Annotated in this window: 18 protein-coding genes and 1 tRNA gene; 7 read left to right on the top strand and 12 right to left on the bottom strand. The window is 46.7% G+C overall.

The features are described 5' to 3' along the window. Positions 1–21: 21 nt before the first annotated feature. Positions 22–468 carry a hypothetical protein gene (locus tag ACIFQM_RS11720; protein ID WP_430065611.1) on the bottom strand — a complete coding sequence of 149 codons (447 nt, stop codon included), beginning with the start codon at positions 466–468 and terminating at the stop codon, positions 22–24. A 335-nt stretch (positions 469–803) separates the two neighbouring features. Here ACIFQM_RS11720 and ACIFQM_RS11715 point away from each other — a divergent pair, with 335 nt between their 5' ends. Further along, entirely contained in the window at positions 804–1340 is a 537-nt protein-coding gene (locus tag ACIFQM_RS11715; protein WP_430042104.1) for a type 1 glutamine amidotransferase domain-containing protein, read from the top strand. Between the two features lie 102 nt (positions 1341–1442). Here ACIFQM_RS11715 and ptsP read toward each other — a convergent pair whose 3' ends face one another. From ptsP to aroA, 4 genes are all read right to left on the bottom strand, one after another. Continuing rightward, the gene (gene ptsP, locus ACIFQM_RS11710) at positions 1443–3188 is read right to left on the bottom strand and encodes a phosphoenolpyruvate--protein phosphotransferase (protein ID WP_430042103.1); all 1746 of its coding nucleotides are present in this window, start codon (positions 3186–3188) and stop codon (positions 1443–1445) included. After that, on the bottom strand, positions 3185–5068 hold the full coding sequence (locus ACIFQM_RS11705; protein WP_430042101.1) for a glucose PTS transporter subunit IIA: 1884 nt from the start codon (positions 5066–5068) through the stop codon (positions 3185–3187). The genes ptsP and ACIFQM_RS11705 overlap by 4 nt, the downstream gene beginning before the upstream one ends. Before the next feature lie 216 nt (positions 5069–5284). After that, positions 5285–5719, bottom strand: a complete 435-nt coding sequence (locus tag ACIFQM_RS11700) for a CoA-binding protein (protein ID WP_430042098.1) — start codon at positions 5717–5719, stop codon at positions 5285–5287. Positions 5720–5753: 34 nt separating this feature from the next. Continuing rightward, positions 5754–7046, bottom strand: a complete 1293-nt coding sequence (aroA, locus tag ACIFQM_RS11695) for a 3-phosphoshikimate 1-carboxyvinyltransferase (protein WP_430042096.1) — start codon at positions 7044–7046, stop codon at positions 5754–5756. 269 nt (positions 7047–7315) lie between these two features. Between aroA and ACIFQM_RS11690 the strand changes: the two genes are divergently transcribed. Then, positions 7316–7621 (top strand): rhodanese-like domain-containing protein, encoded by a 306-nt coding sequence (locus tag ACIFQM_RS11690; protein WP_430042094.1) that lies wholly within the window; start codon positions 7316–7318, stop codon positions 7619–7621. A 248-nt stretch (positions 7622–7869) separates the two neighbouring features. On the opposite strand, the gene gndA is transcribed toward ACIFQM_RS11690, so the two are convergent. Then, entirely contained in the window at positions 7870–9276 is a 1407-nt protein-coding gene (gndA, locus tag ACIFQM_RS11685) for an NADP-dependent phosphogluconate dehydrogenase (protein WP_044648633.1), read from the bottom strand. Positions 9277–9463: 187 nt separating this feature from the next. Continuing rightward, on the bottom strand, positions 9464–10063 hold the full coding sequence (locus tag ACIFQM_RS11680; protein ID WP_430042092.1) for a hypothetical protein: 600 nt from the start codon (positions 10061–10063) through the stop codon (positions 9464–9466). Between the two features lie 280 nt (positions 10064–10343). Between ACIFQM_RS11680 and ACIFQM_RS11675 the strand changes: the two genes are divergently transcribed. Then, positions 10344–10976, top strand: a complete 633-nt coding sequence (locus ACIFQM_RS11675) for a YktB family protein (protein ID WP_430042089.1) — start codon at positions 10344–10346, stop codon at positions 10974–10976. A gap of 26 nt (positions 10977–11002) precedes the next feature. Here ACIFQM_RS11675 and ACIFQM_RS11670 read toward each other — a convergent pair whose 3' ends face one another. Further along, on the bottom strand, positions 11003–12286 hold the full coding sequence (locus ACIFQM_RS11670; protein WP_430042239.1) for an MFS transporter: 1284 nt from the start codon (positions 12284–12286) through the stop codon (positions 11003–11005). A 187-nt stretch (positions 12287–12473) separates the two neighbouring features. Between ACIFQM_RS11670 and ACIFQM_RS11665 the strand changes: the two genes are divergently transcribed. After that, a complete protein-coding gene (locus ACIFQM_RS11665) occupies positions 12474–13949 on the top strand; it encodes an aminotransferase class I/II-fold pyridoxal phosphate-dependent enzyme (RefSeq protein ID WP_430042087.1) in 1476 nt (491 codons plus the stop codon). A 122-nt stretch (positions 13950–14071) separates the two neighbouring features. On the opposite strand, the gene ACIFQM_RS11660 is transcribed toward ACIFQM_RS11665, so the two are convergent. Beyond that, entirely contained in the window at positions 14072–14377 is a 306-nt protein-coding gene (locus ACIFQM_RS11660; RefSeq protein WP_025684269.1) for a DUF1292 domain-containing protein, read from the bottom strand. A 79-nt stretch (positions 14378–14456) separates the two neighbouring features. Continuing rightward, a complete protein-coding gene (locus tag ACIFQM_RS11655) occupies positions 14457–15014 on the bottom strand; it encodes a copper amine oxidase (RefSeq protein ID WP_137063656.1) in 558 nt (185 codons plus the stop codon). Positions 15015–15215: 201 nt separating this feature from the next. Between ACIFQM_RS11655 and ACIFQM_RS11650 the strand changes: the two genes are divergently transcribed. Then, the gene (locus tag ACIFQM_RS11650; protein ID WP_430042085.1) at positions 15216–15980 is read left to right on the top strand and encodes an MBL fold metallo-hydrolase; all 765 of its coding nucleotides are present in this window, start codon (positions 15216–15218) and stop codon (positions 15978–15980) included. Positions 15981–16099: 119 nt separating this feature from the next. Here the strand turns inward: ACIFQM_RS11650 and ACIFQM_RS11645 are convergent, their stop codons facing one another. Together ACIFQM_RS11645 and ACIFQM_RS11640 are read right to left on the bottom strand one after the other, a co-directional pair. Continuing rightward, entirely contained in the window at positions 16100–16336 is a 237-nt protein-coding gene (locus tag ACIFQM_RS11645) for a DUF3892 domain-containing protein (RefSeq protein ID WP_430042083.1), read from the bottom strand. A gap of 87 nt (positions 16337–16423) precedes the next feature. Further along, on the bottom strand, positions 16424–16867 hold the full coding sequence (locus tag ACIFQM_RS11640; RefSeq protein WP_430042081.1) for a GNAT family N-acetyltransferase: 444 nt from the start codon (positions 16865–16867) through the stop codon (positions 16424–16426). A 141-nt stretch (positions 16868–17008) separates the two neighbouring features. On the opposite strand from ACIFQM_RS11640, the gene ACIFQM_RS11635 reads away from it, so the two are divergent. Beyond that, positions 17009–17080 (top strand) — tRNA-Val (locus ACIFQM_RS11635). A gap of 246 nt (positions 17081–17326) precedes the next feature. Then, on the top strand, positions 17327–19045 hold the full coding sequence (locus tag ACIFQM_RS11630) for an NAD-dependent malic enzyme (RefSeq protein WP_430041939.1): 1719 nt from the start codon (positions 17327–17329) through the stop codon (positions 19043–19045). Positions 19046–19205: the final 160 nt, after the last annotated feature.

The following is a 19205-nucleotide window of genomic DNA, read 5'->3' as shown; positions in this document are numbered from 1 at the left end:
CCATGAAAATTTTCATCTTTTTTAGTTTTTTGTATTCATAAACACAGATTCACTGGTAAAACCGGATAATTGCCCCAATCTTTTCTGTACATCGTTCATCCAATCCTCATCTCCCAGACTTCTCGCATAACGATAAAGGTCCAGCAGCAGATTGATTCGAAGCTCCATTCGCTCCTCCAAAGAGGATTGCCAGTCCACATTGGGATTGTCCGCTTCCTCCAGCACCAGCCTGCGAATAATTTCAGCCAGCTCGTTATTACGGGCAAAGGAAATGCGCCGAGCCGTAGGCTTCCTCCCCAAATTTTGCAATAGCTCCTTAATGTCCTTCGTTACATGCTGCAAAACCTTACTGGAGAAGCATGAAGGGCATGAAAATACGGGAACATGTAAAATTTCAACCTTGTCCGCATAAACTACCTTTCTTAACTCCAGCCCCATCGGTTTACCGCATTGGCATTGCTTATGCATTTAACCACCTCATTACGTAGGATCAAGCTATATGAGGATTTCATCAGAATCCAGATATATCTATCTACTAGTCTATAAAAGTTTTGTTAACTCTATAAAATTTTTCATACCCTCTTAAATTTCGACTTTGGGACCTCAAATCCTTCCACAGATTGCAGCTATGAACAAATTACCAAAGGTTTAGTGGGTCGCGAAATGGTGCTGCTAGTATTAAAAGAGCTAGTCAATTTATGAGAATGTACAGAGGAATGGACTTCCGGCGCTCTTTTTCTTAAGATGTATAGGTACAGATATAAAACAGCGTATCATCAAGTGACGCACGAAAGGATGGTTAGATGTCAAGACTTGCCGGAAAAAGGGTTATCGCCCTGGTAGATGAGGAATTCGAGGATCTGGAGCTATGGTACCCCGTGTACCGCGTTCGTGAAGAAGGAGCAGAAGTGCATTTGGCCGGTGCTGAAAAGGGTAAAAAATATATTGGAAAATATGGCGTACCCGCTGAAGCGGAATACGCCTTTGAGGAATTGAACAGCCGCGATTATGACGGGATTCTTGTCCCCGGAGGCTGGGCGCCGGATAAACTGCGCCGCTATCCCAAAGTGATTCAACTTGTACAGGAGTTTCATGCCGCCCACAAACCCATCGGGCAGATCTGCCACGCAGGCTGGGTGCTGATCTCCGCCAAAATTTTGGACGGTGTCACCGTAACATCCACACCGGGCATCCGTGATGATATGGAAAACGCAGGAGCCATCTGGAAGGACGAAGCTGTCGTGACAGACGGACATATCGTATCTGCCCGCCGTCCGCCTGACCTTCCGCCATATGGAAAAGCGTTCTGCGATCTGTTGGCAAACAATGCAAAGCAATAAGACAGTCCAGTAAAATGAGCAAAACACCTTCAAAATCGCCACGTTATCATGGTTTTGAAGGTGTTTTTTTATTCCAAAACAAGCTATACAACCATTGCAGGATTACTGCCGTCCAGGCCCGACTGAAATACAACTGACACTAACTGCGGTAAGCTTGTCTTCGATCGCCGCGCCGGTAGACATACTGAAGCACGCCTGGGCAACCAGCCTCGCCTCAGCTGTGGACGTGTTCAGCACACGATGCTTAACTCGCAGCAAGGACTGGGGAGACATGCTTAGCTGATGTATTCCCAACTCCAGCCACAAGGGAATGGAGCGTTCATCTCCTGCCATTTCACCACACACACTCACATCAATCCCCGCTTGATGAGCCGCCAGTGCCGTCATCCGCAGCATCCGCAGCACAGCCGGATGGTATGGATGGTACATATGGGCAATCTGCTCGTTCATACGGTCTACGGCCAGCACATACTGTACCAGATCATTCGTGCCTATACTGAAAAAATCTGTTTCAGCAGCGAGTAGATCGGCAATCATTGCTGCCGCTGGCACCTCAATCATAATCCCTTGCTGGATATGTGAATTGTAGGCAAGCCCTCTCGCATCCAAATCTGCCATAGCTTCCTTCAAGATCACATCCGCCTGGCGGATCTCCTCCACCGATGAGATCATCGGATACATGACCTTGATATTCCCTGCCGCACTGGCACGTAAAATAGCTGTCAGTTGTGTCTTGAATAATTCCTTCCAATCCAAGCTAATGCGTATAGCGCGATAGCCGAGAAACGGGTTTTCCTCCACCGGCAGTTGAAGATAGTCCAGCGGTTTATCCCCGCCGATATCCAATGTACGGATAACAACGGAGTGATTTCCTGCCTTTTCTGCTACCAGGCGATACACTTCATACTGCTCATCTTCATCCGGTGCAGAGTTTCGATCCATATATAAAAATTCCGTGCGGAACAGTCCAACACCCTGCGCTCCATGCTTCAATGCCGCCTCCAGTTCCTTGACAGAACTGATATTCGCTGCCAGCCTCAGTTCAGTTCCATCCTTAGTCACGGCTTCCACGGAAGCGAGCACCTGAAGCTGTTCTTTTCTGCGGAGCTGCTCATCACGTAATGCCGTATAATGGTCAATAATGGATTTCTCCGGCTTCACATAAACCTTACCCAAGTCTCCGTCGACAACCATCATATCCCCAGTCTGGACAGGCAAATTGAGATTGCTCTCCAGTCCCGAAACGAGCGGGATGCCCATCGCACGGGCCATGATCGCGGAATGCGATGTTTTGCCCCCATTCATAGTCACAATTCCTAATACATAGCTTGGATTCAAGTGGGCCGATTGAGATGGAGAAAGCTCCTTGGCTACCAGAATGTAAGGCTGTGTGTCCTTCGGAAGAGTTACTTCCGGCGCACCCAGCAAATGCTTGAGCAACCGATTCCCCACATCCTTGATGTCGATCGCCCGCTCCTTCATATATTCATCATCCAGCAGATCAAACATTGTCACAAAATGGTCAATTGCTTCCTTAACAGCCACCTCGGCTGCTTTATATTGACGCTCGATGATTCCTCGAACTTCGTTCATGAATTCAGGGTCCTCCAATATAGCCAGATGCGCATCAAAAATGCTGGATTCTTCCGGTCCCACCATTTCCCGAAACTCATCCTTAATAAACTGGATTTCACTTTTGGATGTGCGTATCCCTTCATACAACCGCTCGAATTCCTTTGCGAGATCCACCGCATCCATTTTCTGCTCAGGTAAATCCCACTCCCAGCTCGGCAGGACAAAAGCCTTCCCGATTGCCACACCCGCGGCGGCGCCGATGCCTTCTATCATGTTTCTACCCCTCCAACATTCCTGTCATGCAGCACAACGGACATTACCGAGGTCTGACCTTTTTTCACCGTTTTAAACGGAGCAAAGCTCCATGACTTCACACGATCCGGATTCGTAATGACCATAGGGGTCACTAAAGATGGAGCTTGTTCCCGCAGTGCCTGCAAATCAAATTTGATCAGCAATTGCCCTGGTTCCACCGTATCGCCTGCTTCTACCATAGCAGTAAAATTCCCTTTTAGCTGTGAAGTATCAATCCCTATGTGAAGCAGAACCTCAAGTCCCTCTCGTGTAGAAATGCCCAAAGCGTGCATGGTCGGATACAAATGCATAACCGTACCATACACCGGAGACACAAGTTCACCTCGCTCGGGAACAAAAGCAACTCCGTCTCCGACCAGCTTCGTTGCAAAAATTTTGTCCGGCACCTCGTGAATTGGCAGCATTTTTCCATGCACAGGGGCGTTGAACAACACTTGAGGAAGATCACGTTCCATAAGCTTCGCGATTTCCTCACGAATCAGCTCCGAATACGTACCGAATACAACCTGCAAATTTCCCCCGCCCAAGTTGATGAGTCCGGCCGAGCCCAAGGCTTTTATCGCTCCGGTATCAATCAGCCGGTCATTGTGGACGGTGAGGCGCAACCGTGTAATGCAGGCTTCCACCCGAACAATATTTTCCTTCCCACCAAGCGCCTCCAAAATGAGCGGAGCGCTGTAGGGAATATTGCCTGCCCAATCCTCCAGAACTGAACCTTCCTCGCGACCTGGAGTGGGAATACGGAACCTCCGAATCGCCCAGCGGAATAGCACATAATACACCAGACCATACGCCACCCCTAACGGAATCAATAACCAAGCGTTATGTGACAGATGGAAATTGAGTACGTAATCAATAACACCCGCTGAATATGAAAAACCGTGATGAATATCCAACTCGAAGGTAAGCCACATGGCCAGACCGGACATAACCGCATGAACAAGGAACAAATATGGAGCGGCAAACAAAAAAGCAAACTCGATTTGTTCTGATACACCGGTAAAAAAGCAGACCAGGGCAGCAGTCAAAAATGTCTTTTGCACCTTTGGCTTCAAGTCTTCACGTGCTTCCTGAATAATCGCCAGCGCAATGGCAGGAATCGCAAACATCATAATGGGGAACAAACCGGACATGAAATAGCCCGCTGTCGGATCGCCAGCAAAAAAACGAGGTAAATCTCCCTGCACAACGTTGCCAGACGGCGTTTTATATGTACCCAGTTGGAACCAAAATATATTATTAAGCAGATGGTGAAGACCAAAGGCCGCCAGCAGCCGGTATAGAATACCGTAGATAAACAGTCCAAAGCCGCCCAAGCTCGATTCCAGACCTACTATAAATTGCAGTCCTTTCTGAATGAGTGGAGCAATAATCAGCATGAGCCCTGCAAATACAGCTGAGAAGAGGCCAATAAGCAGCAAAACAAATCGGGTACCCCCAAAAAATTGAAGCACCTCGGGCAATTTGATGCTTTTGAAGCGATTATAGGCCACCCCTGAGATGATCCCCAAAATAATACCAATGAGCGTCGCTGGTTGAATGAGTCCGTTTCCAAATCTCAATGTGACCTGATCATATATAGCCATACCAGCCAATGCAGCCAGTCCAGCCTGACCTGCTTGATTCGACATACCCAGTGCAACACCAACCGCAAACAAATACGGCAAAAAATAAAAAATCCCGTTCCCTGCCGTCTTCGCCATATCAGACACCATTGGAAATCCCCAAGTGGACCAGGGAAGGCTACCGAGACTTAGTAATATAGCAGCAGCAGGTAACACCATCGTCGGGAGCATGACAGCACGACCAAGCTGTTGTAAGGATCCGAGCCAATTCATGGCATTCCTCTCCTTTCTATCCCTGATGGTAAGCCGAATAAATACTTTTGTCAAAGCGATTCTCTTGCTTGATAAAAAATACTTATATACGCTTTTAAAGGTCTGAATAACTCCGTTTAAATGGCATACATACATTATATGGATTCCTGTAAAATTCCACACTAAAAACCTTCTCCCCGTATTTCACCGGGGCGAAGGTTTTTCTTCATGTTCAGATTACCCTTTGCGTACAGCTTGGGTTACGGAATCCTCTACCTTAATGCAGCGATCCATAACAACCTTCATTCCATGCTCCTGCGCGATGTCAGCGGCTTCCTGGCTGATAATGCCCTGTTGAAGCCACAAAACCTTGGCACCAATAGCAGCTGCCTCACGAGCAACCTCCGCGCAGTACTCACTGCGACGGAATACATTGACCAGTTCCACAGGCTCAGGCACTTCTTCGAGACTTGCATAGCAAGTTTCTCCTAAAATCGTTTGCCCTGCTGCCGCAGGATTAACCGGAATAATCCGGTATCCCCGCTTTTGCATAGCATAAGACACCATATAAGAGGTCCGGTCCGATTTATCAGACAAACCTACAACCGCAATGTTGCCTACTTGTTCCAAAATGCTTTTGATCTCTTCTCTTGACGGATTTTCAAAAGCCATCCTGTCCCCTCCTGTTCACTTTCAAAGCTTACTTTTATTTTACCCACTCCACAGAGGCGCCAAGCGTCGTCAGATGGTCAAAATATTGCGGATATGATTTGGCAACATGATGCGCATCCTTGATCACCAGCGGTTTCTGGGCCCGCAGACCGACTACCGTCAATGCCATAATAACACGGTGATCAAAATGCGCGTTGATTTCAACGCCTCCTTCGACCCCCTCCGGTCGGCCATGTACGATAATTTCAGCCTGACGTTCCTCCACGCGAGCTCCGGCCTTGGTCAGTTCGTTCAAATAATCGGTAATGCGATCACATTCCTTGTACCGCAAATTTTCCACATTATAAAAACGGGACGTACCGTCAGCAAATACAGCGGCAGCTACCATGGCCAGCACAGCATCGGTCGCAGCATCGCCGTCAAACTCGATTGCCTTCAAACGGCTGTTCCCCTTCACGACAACGGTGTCGTTCTCGTGTGTCAGCGGTACTTCCATCATACGAAGCACATCTACAATAGCACGTTCTCCCTGCTTGCTCTGCTCCTTTAACCGATGAATCGTGACATCCGAGTTCGTTACCGCAGCCGCTGCCAGCACAGCGGCACTGCCCGGGTAATCCCCCTGCACTGTATACGTGCGCGGCTGATAAGATTGTCGTCCCGGAACACGGAAAGACATATAATCGTCACTTGCATGAATGATTATACCTGCCTCTTGGAGCACCTCCAGCGTCTGACCAATAACCACCTTGGATTTCAGATCATGCAGCACCTCGATTTCGCTGTCTTCCTCCAGTAAAGGTGTAAGGAATAGCAAAGCGCTCAAATATTGTGAGCTAACCGAACCGGACACCTGAATTTTGCCGCCCTTAGCTTGACCGCCCTGAATACGAATTGGCAACTTACCTTCGCGATGGTCCACTCTCACACCCAATTGGCCCAGCGCATCAATTAGATCATCATGTGGTCGTTTACCCAATGAGTCAGGATATGTATTAACGAAAGTAACATCCGGACATAAGGATGTAATTCCCATCAAAAAACGGAGCACCGCTCCGGCATTCCCCACATTTAACTCCTTCACAGCACGAGGATGGCTACCAAAACCCGTAATGACAATTTTTTCGTCATCCTCTTCCAGCACCGCCCCCAGATCAGCGATACAACGACGCATAGCATCACTGTCTTCACTATGTGCCGGATAATAAATGGTACTTTGTCCATCGGCAAGCGCCGCTGTGAGCAGATAGCGTGTAGTGTAGTTTTTGGAGGACAAGGCCCCAATCTCTCCCTGCAAGGAAGGGGTAGGTCTAACGATAACATCCATATTGTACATGCTCCTTTTCGATTCAAACCATCCTAGTTTACGTTCATTATACAAGCTGTAGCGTTCATTTCTCTACCCAAAAAAATATACAATATTCATTTAGGTCTACCGGAGTTTAATCCATCAGATTGATTAGTCTCTACTGTCTTTAGGATTAGCCCAATTGACAGCTTAGAGATAGCTTCGCTATCATACATAGAGAGTGTGATGTTTTGCACACGTCAATAACACACGCAGCACCCATTTTACATTAGAAAAGAGGTACAGCCATGACGCAAATCGCCCTGATTGAGCCTTCTGAGCTACGCGCACGCCTGCAAGCAGGAGAACAATTGCAATTGATCGACGTTCGCGAGGCAGAAGAAGTAGCGGAAGGCATGATTGACGGTGCCAAGCATATTCCGCTCGGACAGATTCCGAATCGTCTTGAGGAAATTGAACGTACCGGTGAAATTATCTTTATTTGCCGGAGCGGTTATCGCAGCGAACGAGCCTGCGAATATTTACAACAGCTCGGTTATGAAGGCTGCACTAACATGACCGGCGGTATGCTGCAATGGTCACAAGAGCAGTAACATGCTGCTCACCACAAAAGACGGGATCTTCCCGTCTTTTTTCACAACCCAAAGCTTAGACGCGGTAATGCGTTAAAATATCTTGTTCTTATCATACCACAGCGCCAAAAGATTACACAATCCTCTAGCTTCATCCTCATCCAATTACCCATTCACGAAATCAAAAAACGGAAGCTCCTTCTACCACAAGGGTAAAAAAAACTTCCGTTGTATTACATCAATGCTATCCTTACATATCCATCAATGTATTAGAACCATTGGTGATGGAATACGCCTTCTTTGTCCACACGTTTGAACGTATGCGCACCGAAGTAGTCACGTTGCGCTTGCAGCAAGTTTGCTGGCAGACGCTCAGTACGATAGCTGTCATAATATGCGAGCGCGCTGGAGAAGCCTGGCACTGGAATACCTTGAGATACAGCCACGGAAATCACCTGACGCCATGCGTTTTGGTAAGTTTCTACTACATTTTTGAAGTAGGAATCCAGCAACAGATTTTTCAGAGCAGGATCGCGGTCATACGCATCCTTGATGTTTTGCAGGAATTGCGAGCGGATAATGCAACCGCCACGGAAGATCATAGCAATTTTTCCGTATTTCAAATCCCAATCGTATTCGTCGGAGGCTGCACGCATTTGAGCAAACCCTTGAGCATAGGACACAATTTTACTCGCGAACAATGCTTTACGTACACTTTCGATAAATTCTTTTTTGTCTCCGCTGAAGGATTCAGCATTAGGACCGCTCAGCACTTTGCTTGCCGCAATGCGCTCGTCTTTCATAGCAGACAGGAAGCGGGAGAATACGGATTCAGTAATCATGGACAATGGCACGCCCAGATCCAGCGCGCTTTGGCTTGTCCATTTACCAGTACCTTTTTGACCTGCTGCATCCAGAATAACGTCTACCATTGGTTTGCCTGTTTCGGAATCATATTGGGAGAATATGTCAGCCGTGATTTCGATCAGGTAGCTGTCCAGCTCACCTTTATTCCATTCTGTGAAGATTTCATGAAGCTCTTCCGCATTCACATTCAGGACCGATTTCAACAGGTGATAAGCCTCACCAATCAATTGCATGTCGCCGTACTCGATACCGTTATGCACCATTTTTACATAGTGACCAGCACCGTCGGGACCGATATATGTACAGCAAGGGTCGCCTTCTACTTTTGCAGAGATTGCTGTCAGAATCGGCTCTACCAGCTTGTAGGCACTTTCTTGTCCACCCGGCATAATTGCAGGACCGTTCAAGGCACCTTCTTCGCCACCGGATACGCCTGTACCAATAAAGCGGAATCCTTTTTCCTCCAGCTCCTTACTGCGGCGCTGTGTATCAGGGAAGTAGGCATTGCCTCCGTCTATAATAATGTCGCCCTTGTCCAGATGAGGCACAAGCTGCTCAATCGTGGCATCCGTTGCTTTACCAGCTTGAACCATGATCAGGATTTTACGGGGCGATTCCAGTGAGTTCACAAATTCTTCTATGGAGAAAGTACCCGTCAGTTTCTTACCTTCTGCTTCTTTGATAAGATCATGCGTTTTTTCGGGAGAGCGGTTAAATACCGAGACGGTAAAGCCTCTGCTCTCAATATTAAGGGCCAAATTCTTACCCATTACCGCCAGGCCGATCACACCAATCTGCTGTTTTGCCATCTGGTTCCTCATCCTTTGCAACATATTTTTTATTCTATATCGCCGCTTTACCGTATTACACTTTATGTGAATCGGAACACGTGCAATTCTATTTTAACGTTTTTGGTGTCAGAAGTGAACCCCTGTCTATTCGCAGATCAAAACACCCCATTTTCATGAGGTGTTCGGTTATACTAAATCTGCATTATTATGCTTCCATCATCAGCAGTTGGCGGGATAGCGCTTGCAGGCGTTCATGACAGTTCTCGGCTCTGATCGTATCTCCCTCTATCATTGCCGTGAAAAGCTTCTCCAGTTCATCATCCACTTCCATTCTGAGCAGCAGCAGTCGGGTCTCTCCCTCATTGGAAATATACATTTCCTCCATCTCCTGCGCTGACAGCACGGGTCCCTTCTGATAAATAACGCGTTGCTTAAAACCGGTAACCTCGACCAGACGAATGACCTCACCGAACAAAATATTTTCCACCAAAATATGATGGTCCTTAACTCTTTTGACAATGGCATGGCCTCGGGTGCTTCCAATCAGCTTTTCCAACCACTCCGCCAGCTTGGCGTCGCGGATCACATAATCTCCGGCCAACTTGTAGTGCCCTGTACGCAATTGTTGAAAACGAAGCTTCACCAGCTTACGTCCGGTCCTTACCGACAGCACCAGGTATGACTCATCCTCGCTCCAGTACAGCGAATATCCTTCCGATATCAAATCCTTGATCAGATTATGGATATGCCGACGGCTAAACCGGAGCTCCAAATTGCAATATTCTACCTCGCAGCCCTTGTTCACGGCATTCCCTCCTTTTTCAAGTCCGATTCAAGAAGTCCGGCTACAGCAAAGCCTGCGGCTTTCCCGCTTGATCTTCCCTTGCTCTATTTTATACTTCATTTTATGTAAGGGTACTTGGTTATTTGACCTATTTTTATGAGTAACAACGCACAATCCTACTTTTGCCTTATACGCTTATCCTAAACCCGGCCTAAAGTCGGTCAAGCCTGCTGCCATTATGCTATAATCGGACATATTGCGCCACACGAAATGGCTTAACCCAGTTACAGGAGGAAAAGGTATGACATTCAGTGGATTTACTGCAAAGGACTTTGATGTTTTTGAAATACCGGGGCTGGAGCCTCGCATGGAGGTACTGATTGAACAGGTTCGACCCAAACTAGAAGCGATTGGTGCGGAGCTGGCTTCTTTCCTGACGGACCTGTGCGGCGAGCCCATGCACGTTCATGTTGCAAGGCATGCACGACGCAAAGTAAACCCACCCAAGGATTCTTGGGTAGCTTGGGCGGCGAATAAGCGTGGATACAAGGCGTTACCGCATTTTGAGGTAGGTATGTTTGCTTCACATCTATTCGTCATTTTTGCGATTATTTATGAAAGTCCGAACAAAGCTACGTTTGCCCAGGCACTTAAAGCCAGCCTGAGCGATGTACGCTCAAACATACCGGATCATTTTTACTGGTCCATGGACCATATGGCTCCGGAAGGTACAGAGCAAAAACAAATGGACGAGAAGGATTTTCAAACGATCATCGACAAGCTGCAGCAGGTTAAAAAAGCCGAGGTCATGTGTGGTATCCGTATCGACCGGGACGACCCACTCGCCAGTGACGGAGCTGCATTGCTACAGACAGTGCGCTCTACTTTTGAGCGTTTGCTGCCGCTGTACCAAATTGCCTTCTCGAAAGAGTAACCAACATTAGCTAAACAAGCTACTATTCAGGCTTTGGCCGACTTTCTGTGCGGATTACGCGCCAAAGCCAAATGACAGCAGAACATAAGCAGCATTACAACTCCGCTGATGATAAATGGAGCTGTGTGTCCAGCGCGGTCCCACAGCACTCCTGAAACGAGTGGACCGATGACCATGCCGGAGCCTTGAAGTGTCAGAAAAAAGCCCCATATCGTCGCTCGTTCGCTTTCCGGGATCAATTTAGCGAGGAAGGTATTCCATGCAGGTAAAATGAGCGCATAACCCAAGCCAATGAGCGCTACGGATACGAACACAAGTGGAATGGATCGGACGGCGGAAAAGAAAAACAGCGTAATCCCGGCAAGCAAAAAACCGGCGTGCAGAAAATACTCTGTTCCCAGCCGATCCACCAGCTTTCCGCAAGGAATAAGCGCCAGCACCGTCACCCCGCCACCCGCGATCAGAAATACACTGTACAGATTCGGCGAAATGCCGAGGTCTGTCCGGGCATACAGCGTCAATACCGGGCTGATCAGACCGATAACAAACGACTGCAAAAACAGCGCCGGGTAAATTAACGGGTTTACATCAAGTTTTGTTTTGAGAGAGTTGAAAGTTTCCTTGATTCCTCCCAGTAGCGGCTCCTTTTGCTTCGCGAGACCGTCGGAGGACACCAAGGCGCTCCGTTGCAGCGCTCCTTGGTCAGCAGTTTTTTTGCGTCCGGGCAGCATAAGGGAGACCAGCAACAACACAATGCTGCATCCTGTCAAAATCATAAACACCATTCCGTAGGAATGACCATAATGTGCCATAGCGAAATTCATAACAAGCGGCCCCATTCCAGTTCCGCCCATGGACGCAATTTCCAATGTGCCCATCGCCGCACCATTGCTGTTATTAGGCCCGGACATTTCAGTCGTTCCAGTCATGACACAGGGCCAGAGCGGAGAAGTGCCCAGACCGAGCAGCAGACAGGCGACTACGAGCCACACTGGCTCTGTCAGCACACTTAGCATGATCACCGCTACAAGTGTGAACAGCAACGCGGACGACATCGTTCCCCGGTAACCGAGCCGTTCAGCTATCCAGCCTGCCGGTGCCCGGAACGCATTATCGCCAAAATATTGAAGTGAAAAGGCCAAACCGATGATTCCAGCTGACAGTCTGAGCGTTTCTCCCATATATACCGGCAGGATAGCTACCAGAAGAGATCCCTTCATAAATTCAACCAGAAATACCAGTACCCATAATTCTGCAAAAAAGGGAGACCACAACCGCCGAGGATTTTTTTCTCCTCCGATTTGCTTCATCTGTCCCACATCCTCTACCTTCGTTTTTTTTGTCATGAAGTCCGGGCTGTCCCCATGCTCCTCTCATTTACAAATAAAAGCACCGTCAACCGCTTGCATTCCTACTTTAAACTGCTATACTCAATTTTGTTCTATTATCACTTGCCAGGATTGTCGAAATCCTGCACGAAAGGTTGTGACAACACTAATGAATCAAAGCAACACCCCGCTTTTTACTGCTTTGAAAAAGCACGCTCAGAGCAACCCGGTTCAATTTCACATCCCAGGTCATAAAAAGGGAGTGGGCGCAGATCCGGAATTTCGCGAATTTATGGGGGATAATGCCTTTTCGATAGATATGATCAACATCGCTCCATTGGACGATCTGCATCAACCTACGGGTGTCATCGAAGAAGCCCAAAAGCTTGCAGCAGAAGCCTATGGAGCAGATTATACTTACTACAGTGTACAGGGTACAAGTGGAGCTATCATTACTATGATTATGTCCATCTGCTTGCCAGGTGATAAAATTATTGTACCCCGAAATGTACACAAATCTATAATGTCTGCCATTATATTGTCTGGAGCAAAGCCTGTATTCGTATCTCCGGTCAGTGATGAGAATCTTGGTATCCACCACGGGATTACAACCAAGTCCGTACGCCGGGCACTGGAACGCCATCCTGACGCCAAAGGCGTCCTCGTCATCAACCCGACATATTACGGTGTGTGCGCCGATTTGAAAGAAATTGTAGATCTCGCTCACAGCTATAATGTGCCGGTCCTGGTCGATGAGGCCCACGGTGTACTGATTCATTTTCATCCTGATCTGCCAATGTCCGCCATGGAGGCGGGAGCAGATATGTCAGCTACAAGCGTCCATAAGCTGGGCGGTTCCTTGACACAAAGCTCCATTCTGAATGTGAATACCAAAAACGGATACGTCAATCCGCAGCGTGTGCAGACGATTTTCAGTATGCTGACAACGACATCCACTTCGTATATTCTGCTGGCTTCGTTGGACACATCCCGACGTAACCTGGCGCTTAACGGTCATGAAATAGCACAACGTGCTCTGGACTTGGCTGAATATTGCCGTGCAGAGGTCAATAAGATTGAAGGGCTGTACTGCTTTGGGAGTGAGATTCTCGGCACGGAGGCTACCTATGATTATGACCCAACCAAAATTACGGTTCATATCCGCCATTTGGGCCTTACCGGGTATGACGTGGAAAATTGGCTGAGACAAAACTACAATATCGAGGTTGAGCTTAGCGATATGTACAATATTCTCTGTCTGGTGACCCCTGGGGATACGAAAGAGGATATTGAGATTTTATTGAAAGCTCTGCGTGAGTTGGCCTCCACACATTATTCTACAGGTCAGCAGCATGAACTGGATGTAAAAATACAGGATATCCCGCAGCTCTCCCTGATTCCAAGAGACGCTTTTTACGGAGATACGGAAGTGGTACCATTCAAGGAATCTGCTGGACGCATTATTGCAGAATTCATTTATGTATATCCGCCAGGTATTCCGATCCTGCTGCCGGGCGAAGTGATCTCACAGGACAATATTGATTATATTGTCGATCATGTGGAAGTAGGCCTGCCTGTTAAAGGGCCTGAGGATCGAACGGTACATCAAGTGAAGGTTATCGTCGAAACGGACGCCATTTCCTAAGTCTCCTGAGCCGTAACAAGCTTGAAAAATCTTATAAGCATCTTAAAAGCTTAACAAAAAAAGCCCCCAAATGGGGGCTTTTTCATCAGCTAACAATGTTGTAACAGCCGATAGATCTAATGTTATTCGTATTGGGCAACCAGCTCGCTGTATGCCTCTTCTACACGTTTCCATTCATCTTCGTCCTCAATATTGTAAAGCACCATTTCTTCGTTTTCTTCTTCCATACGAAGAATAATGCCGTCTGCTTCAGGATTGCCGCGCTCCAGCAGGAGAGCGTAAACGTGATTTTCTACGTCAAAGGTCTCTACCAGCACCATTTCTACATCTTTGCCATTTTCATCAGTTAGCGTAAGAACCATTTCTTCATGTTCGTGGTCATGATCGTGGTTGCAGGCTTCACCGTGTTCATGTTTGTGATCACTCATGGAAATACCTACCTTCAAATTGTTTTATTTTCCCCCGTATCGTAACATGATCAAGGGTACAGGTCAATTTGTGGTATGCCTAATTTATCGCTGTAATAACTTTTTCGGACACCAGTGTATAGCTGCCATCTTTGCTTTCTTTAATGTAGAAACCGACCCGGTAATTCCCTGCTGTTTTAAAATCATACGTAAAGTCGTTTGTACGGAACCAAAAGTTATCCTTTTGTGCTCCGCTGATATCCTGAGACTGAATATCTTTCACATTACCCGTCGGGTCGGTAATCGCTACCTTCACTCCGGAGATATCCGCTTTCAGTGTATCAATTTGACTGAATACATTGAATTTCACTTTGTTGCCTTTATTCACGTTGCCGAACACCGTATCGCCCTTGAACAAGAACATGTGTACATTCGGTTGGTCAAAAACAACTTTTCCACCGGACGGATCAAAACTGACAATTCCGTTAAAATCCCGAATGGGCACATACGTTTTGCCATCAATGACAACCGCGCCATCCTTCGACACCTCACCGTTAATAATCAGCTTCACTTGGTCCTTGGCGGATTCCGCCGAAATAACGGTCCCTCCCATTATCGAAAAGGCCATCACTAGGGCCATCACTTTTCTCCACTTCATCGCTAGATATCCCTCCATCATTATCTGTTAAAAACCTTCTGTTGTACATTTATACCTAGCTCAGCCGCACAAGTTGCGCTAGGCATCACAAATTGTCCAAAGTTTTTGATAAGGCGTAAAATCTTTAATTTCTAACAGCATCAATGGTAAGATACGACTGAAGAGGATTTATACACATTTAGCCTGGAGGGTGAAATACGAATGAGCCTGACCATACAAATGCTAGGCACAGGCAATGCCTTTGCCAAAAGCTATTACAACAATAACGCGCTGCTAGACAGTGAAGAAGGCAAGCTGTTAGTCGATTGTGGAACAACCGCTTCGCTGGCTCTGCACCAAATGGGTGTCCCATTACCCGAAATTGACGCCATTCTAATCACCCACATTCACGCCGATCATGTCGGGGGTCTGGAAGAGTTTGGCTTTCAAATGAATATCCTACATGGCCGCAAACCTGTGCTTTGTATCGCAGAACCGCTAATTCATCCATTATGGGAAAATACGCTCAAGGGGGGCATGTCACAGCAAGGAATGATTGGCAAGCTGGAGGATGTGTTTGAGGTAAACGTACTGACGCCTGGTGAATCCACCAGCTTCATATCCGGCGTCGAAGTTGAACTCATTCCTACTCGTCATATCCCTGGTAAGGACAGCTACTCCCTGTTCATTAATGACCGTCTTTTTTATAGTGCGGATATGACCTTTGATCCAGGCCTGCTGAATCAACTGGTACACGAGCGGGGCTGTCGCAGCATTTTGCATGAGGTTCAATTACAGGGTGCAGGAGAAGTTCATACGACGTTGGACGAGCTGCTCAGCTTGCCAATCCAGCTTCAAGAGCGGATTCGTCTCATGCACTATAGTGACGATATGGAGCAATTCAAGGAAAAAGCTGGAGTCATGTCCTTTCTGGAGCAGCAGCGCGTATACAACATTGTGGAGTTGGAACGCACAAAGCAAAAATAATACTGGATTCAAAGTGAGAAAGCAAAAAGCCGCCGGGTTTCCAACTGGAAAAGAGCCCGGCGACGTGCCATATACTTGCGTGTAGTTATGTGCTTAGGGATAGATGCTTGAAATAAACGTCAGAACAACGGCAACTGATCTAAATTATTCGTAGGATCTCCATCTGCATCTCCGCGAATCCGTTTGCTTCCGTCCTTGGCTTTGAAAACATTGACCCCTTCAATCGAGCCTGCTTCAATTTCATTTAAAGCCTGACTGTAATCCAAAACCCGTCCGGTAGAAGTCTGAAATGACGTCAGATCACCATCACCGTTTTTACGTACTGCCGTAATTTGTTCCCGTTCTACATTAGTCATGCTGCATCGCTCCTTATCCATAGTATAGTGGAGGAATTTTACTAGCATGCACCCTATGCAGAATTATATACATCTTTGGGCTGCCAGCTACAGCTTTTTGCGCATACGTACATGTGGAATACCTGCATCGTCAAAAGGCTCTTCCGAAATCGTTTCATAACCAAACTTCCCGTAAAACTTTTCAGCTTGACATTGAGCATCCAGCAGCGAATGCAGCATCCCCAGCTCACGTGCGCGTTCCTCCAGAGCCAGCAGCAATATACGTCCATACCCCCCGGAGCGATGCTCCTTGAGAACCGCAATACGTTGCATTTTAGCTGTATCTTCCTCATAATAGGTCAAGCGTCCCGTTGCCACCATCTCACCATGATCAGAGATCAACAAATGATGTGCAGTATTCCCCAGCTTGTCAAAATGGTCAATTTCTAGATTGAGAGGAACTTTTTGCTCCTCGACAAACACCTTGGTACGGATCAATATCGCTGCCTGTAGCTGTTCTTCTGTCGTCACACTGATAATTTCTGCGGCCATTCATCTGCTCCCCCTTATGCTGCTTCAATTTGCAAACCCACTAAATTTGAATTATATATATAAATGGTGATGAAGTACAAGCTTATTTCTATTTTTCTACTTTACATTTATGGTTAATACATGATATTATTTAATAACCGAAGGACGGTAGCTCAGCGGGAGAGCATTATCTTGACAGGGTAAGGGTCATGGGTTCGATCCCCATCCGTCCTATACGTCAAAAAGCCTTGATACTCAAGGCTTTTTTTGTTTGCCTAAAAATAAAAAAATCTCATAGCTAAAACTCCAAGTGACTTATTGTGTATATCCCCCTTCTCTCTTCTTCATTCACTTTATCCACCTATTATAAAAATCTCTTCATCTCAACAGTAGCTTCGCTATGACATAACTTACATTTTATAAAATTCATCGAAAATATAATGAAAATCAAATGGAATTTTTAGAAAGAAGGAATTAGAAATGCGTGCTTTTCAATTGACTGAAGATGGTTCTATCGAAACCAAATTAACCGGAAAGGAATTGCTGGCTAATCCACTACTGAATAAAGGAGTGGCTTTTACTCTTGAAGAACGGCAGCAGCTTGGACTTGACGGTCTCCTGCCTCCTACCATATTGACTATTGAGGAACAGGTTCAACGGGTTTACGAGCAATTTCAGAGCCAACCGGATAATTTGCGTAAAAATATCGCGTTAAACGATCTGTTTAACCGGAATACAGTCCTATACTATCGCTTGCTCTCCGAGCACCTAAGCGAAATGCTTCCGATTGTTTATACTCCAACGGTCGGTCAGGCTATACAGGAATACAGTCATGAATATCACAAACCCGGCGGTATGTATTTATCTATTGGTAACCTTTCCGCCATTAAAGAAGCTTTTAAAAATTTGAACCTGGACCCTGAGGATATTGACCTCATCGTAGCCACGGATTCTGAAAGTATTCTTGGAATCGGGGACTGGGGAGTTGGTGGAATTAATATCTCCATCGGTAAGCTTGCTGTTTATACTGCCGCTGCCGGTATTGATCCTAGCCGGGTGCTGGCAGTTGTTCTTGATGCAGGTACGAACAACGAAATACTATTGGAAGATCCTTTATACATGGGGAACCGTCACAAGCGTGTTCGCGGAGAACAATATGACCAATTTATTGACACCTATGTTCAGACTGCACTTTCTTATTTTCCGAATGCGCTACTGCACTGGGAAGACTTGGGTAATGTCAACGCCCGGAACATTATCAATAAATACGGAAGCAGTATTTTGACATTTAACGATGATATTCAAGGCACTGGTGCAGTTACGCTCGCAGGTGTTATGTCTGGTGTCAAACTGTCTGGTGTCCCACTGAGCAAGCATCGAGTTTTGGTCTTTGGTCCAGGAGCCGCTGGTATCGGTAATGCAGATCAAATTAGTGCAGCCATGATGCTGGAAGGACTATCGGAAACTGAAGCAAGAAGTAACTTCTGGGCTTATGATTACCGCGGTCTGCTTACTAATGAAACAGAAGGACTTTTCCCATTCCAGGTTCCTTATGTACGAGACGCCGCAGAATATCGTGATTGGGAACGTGTGGAGGACGGCAAAATTCCACTTTTGGAAGTCATTCGCCGGGTGAAACCAACCATTTTGATCGGAACCTCTGGTGTTACCGGAGCATTTAGTGAGGAAATCGTTAAAGAAATGGCTAAGCATACAGAACATCCGATTATTATGCCTATGTCTAATCCAACTCCACTGGCTGAAGCAACTCCGGAAGACTTGATCCGCTGGACTGAAGGAAAAGCATTGATTGCAACAGGCAGCCCTTTTGAACCGGTAACCTATAATAATGTTAAGTTTGAAATTGGACAATCCAATAATGCTTTCGTATTCCCTGGTCTAGGTCTTGGCGCGATTGTAGTGAAATCCAAAATCATCACAGACAGCATGTTTGCCGCCGCTGCCCATGCAGTAGCCGATATAGTCGATTTGTCACAGCCAGGAGCTTCCCTTCTACCGAAAATCAGCGAGTTGCGTGAAGTATCTGAAGCAGTAGCTGTAGCAGTTGCAGAGGCTGCCGTTCAGGATGGCATAGCACGTCACCAGCCCGATGATATCCGCCAAGCGGTTCGGGATGCAATGTGGGACTGCAAGTATAGACCCATTAAACAGAATGGCAAAAAAACGGTCCTGGTTTAAGATTATCAGGTTAACTTGCATACAAGCAAAGTAATGATTGATTACCCGATGTCCGCCAGCCATTTGGTGGACATCTTCATTATTGGAAGCAACATCATGGCAACAGGTCATATTTTTATCATTTTAATTCCTAATTTATTTCATCCTTCAAATCCCATTT

Source organism: Paenibacillus sp. NRS-1782, from assembly GCF_050467685.1.
In the GTDB taxonomy this organism is placed as follows: Bacteria; Bacillota; Bacilli; order Paenibacillales; family Paenibacillaceae; genus Paenibacillus; species Paenibacillus terrae_A.
Note: the sequence above shows the minus strand (reverse complement) of the source record. Positions and strands in the feature narration are given on the sequence as shown.

Excerpts from the sequence above, each read along its gene's own strand:
- ptsP (WP_430042103.1), bottom strand. The coding sequence starts at position 3,188 with ATGATAGAAGGCATCGGCGCCGCCGCGGGTGTGGCAATCGGGAAGGCT.
- ACIFQM_RS11650 (WP_430042085.1), top strand. The coding sequence starts at position 15,216 with ATGAGCCTGACCATACAAATGCTAGGCACAGGCAATGCCTTTGCCAAA.
- ACIFQM_RS11630 (WP_430041939.1), top strand. The coding sequence starts at position 17,327 with ATGCGTGCTTTTCAATTGACTGAAGATGGTTCTATCGAAACCAAATTA.
- ACIFQM_RS11715 (WP_430042104.1), top strand. The coding sequence starts at position 804 with ATGTCAAGACTTGCCGGAAAAAGGGTTATCGCCCTGGTAGATGAGGAA.
- ACIFQM_RS11705 (WP_430042101.1), bottom strand. The coding sequence starts at position 5,068 with ATGAATTGGCTCGGATCCTTACAACAGCTTGGTCGTGCTGTCATGCTC.
- ACIFQM_RS11690 (WP_430042094.1), top strand. The coding sequence starts at position 7,316 with ATGACGCAAATCGCCCTGATTGAGCCTTCTGAGCTACGCGCACGCCTG.
- ACIFQM_RS11675 (WP_430042089.1), top strand. The coding sequence starts at position 10,344 with ATGACATTCAGTGGATTTACTGCAAAGGACTTTGATGTTTTTGAAATA.
- aroA (WP_430042096.1), bottom strand. The coding sequence starts at position 7,046 with ATGGATGTTATCGTTAGACCTACCCCTTCCTTGCAGGGAGAGATTGGG.
- ACIFQM_RS11665 (WP_430042087.1), top strand. The coding sequence starts at position 12,474 with ATGAATCAAAGCAACACCCCGCTTTTTACTGCTTTGAAAAAGCACGCT.
- ACIFQM_RS11640 (WP_430042081.1), bottom strand. The coding sequence starts at position 16,867 with ATGGCCGCAGAAATTATCAGTGTGACGACAGAAGAACAGCTACAGGCA.
- ACIFQM_RS11720 (WP_430065611.1), bottom strand. The coding sequence starts at position 468 with ATGCATAAGCAATGCCAATGCGGTAAACCGATGGGGCTGGAGTTAAGA.
- gndA (WP_044648633.1), bottom strand. The coding sequence starts at position 9,276 with ATGGCAAAACAGCAGATTGGTGTGATCGGCCTGGCGGTAATGGGTAAG.
- ACIFQM_RS11655 (WP_137063656.1), bottom strand. The coding sequence starts at position 15,014 with ATGAAGTGGAGAAAAGTGATGGCCCTAGTGATGGCCTTTTCGATAATG.
- ACIFQM_RS11670 (WP_430042239.1), bottom strand. The coding sequence starts at position 12,286 with ATGAAGCAAATCGGAGGAGAAAAAAATCCTCGGCGGTTGTGGTCTCCC.
- ACIFQM_RS11660 (WP_025684269.1), bottom strand. The coding sequence starts at position 14,377 with ATGAGTGATCACAAACATGAACACGGTGAAGCCTGCAACCACGATCAT.
- ACIFQM_RS11645 (WP_430042083.1), bottom strand. The coding sequence starts at position 16,336 with ATGACTAATGTAGAACGGGAACAAATTACGGCAGTACGTAAAAACGGT.
- ACIFQM_RS11700 (WP_430042098.1), bottom strand. The coding sequence starts at position 5,719 with ATGGCTTTTGAAAATCCGTCAAGAGAAGAGATCAAAAGCATTTTGGAA.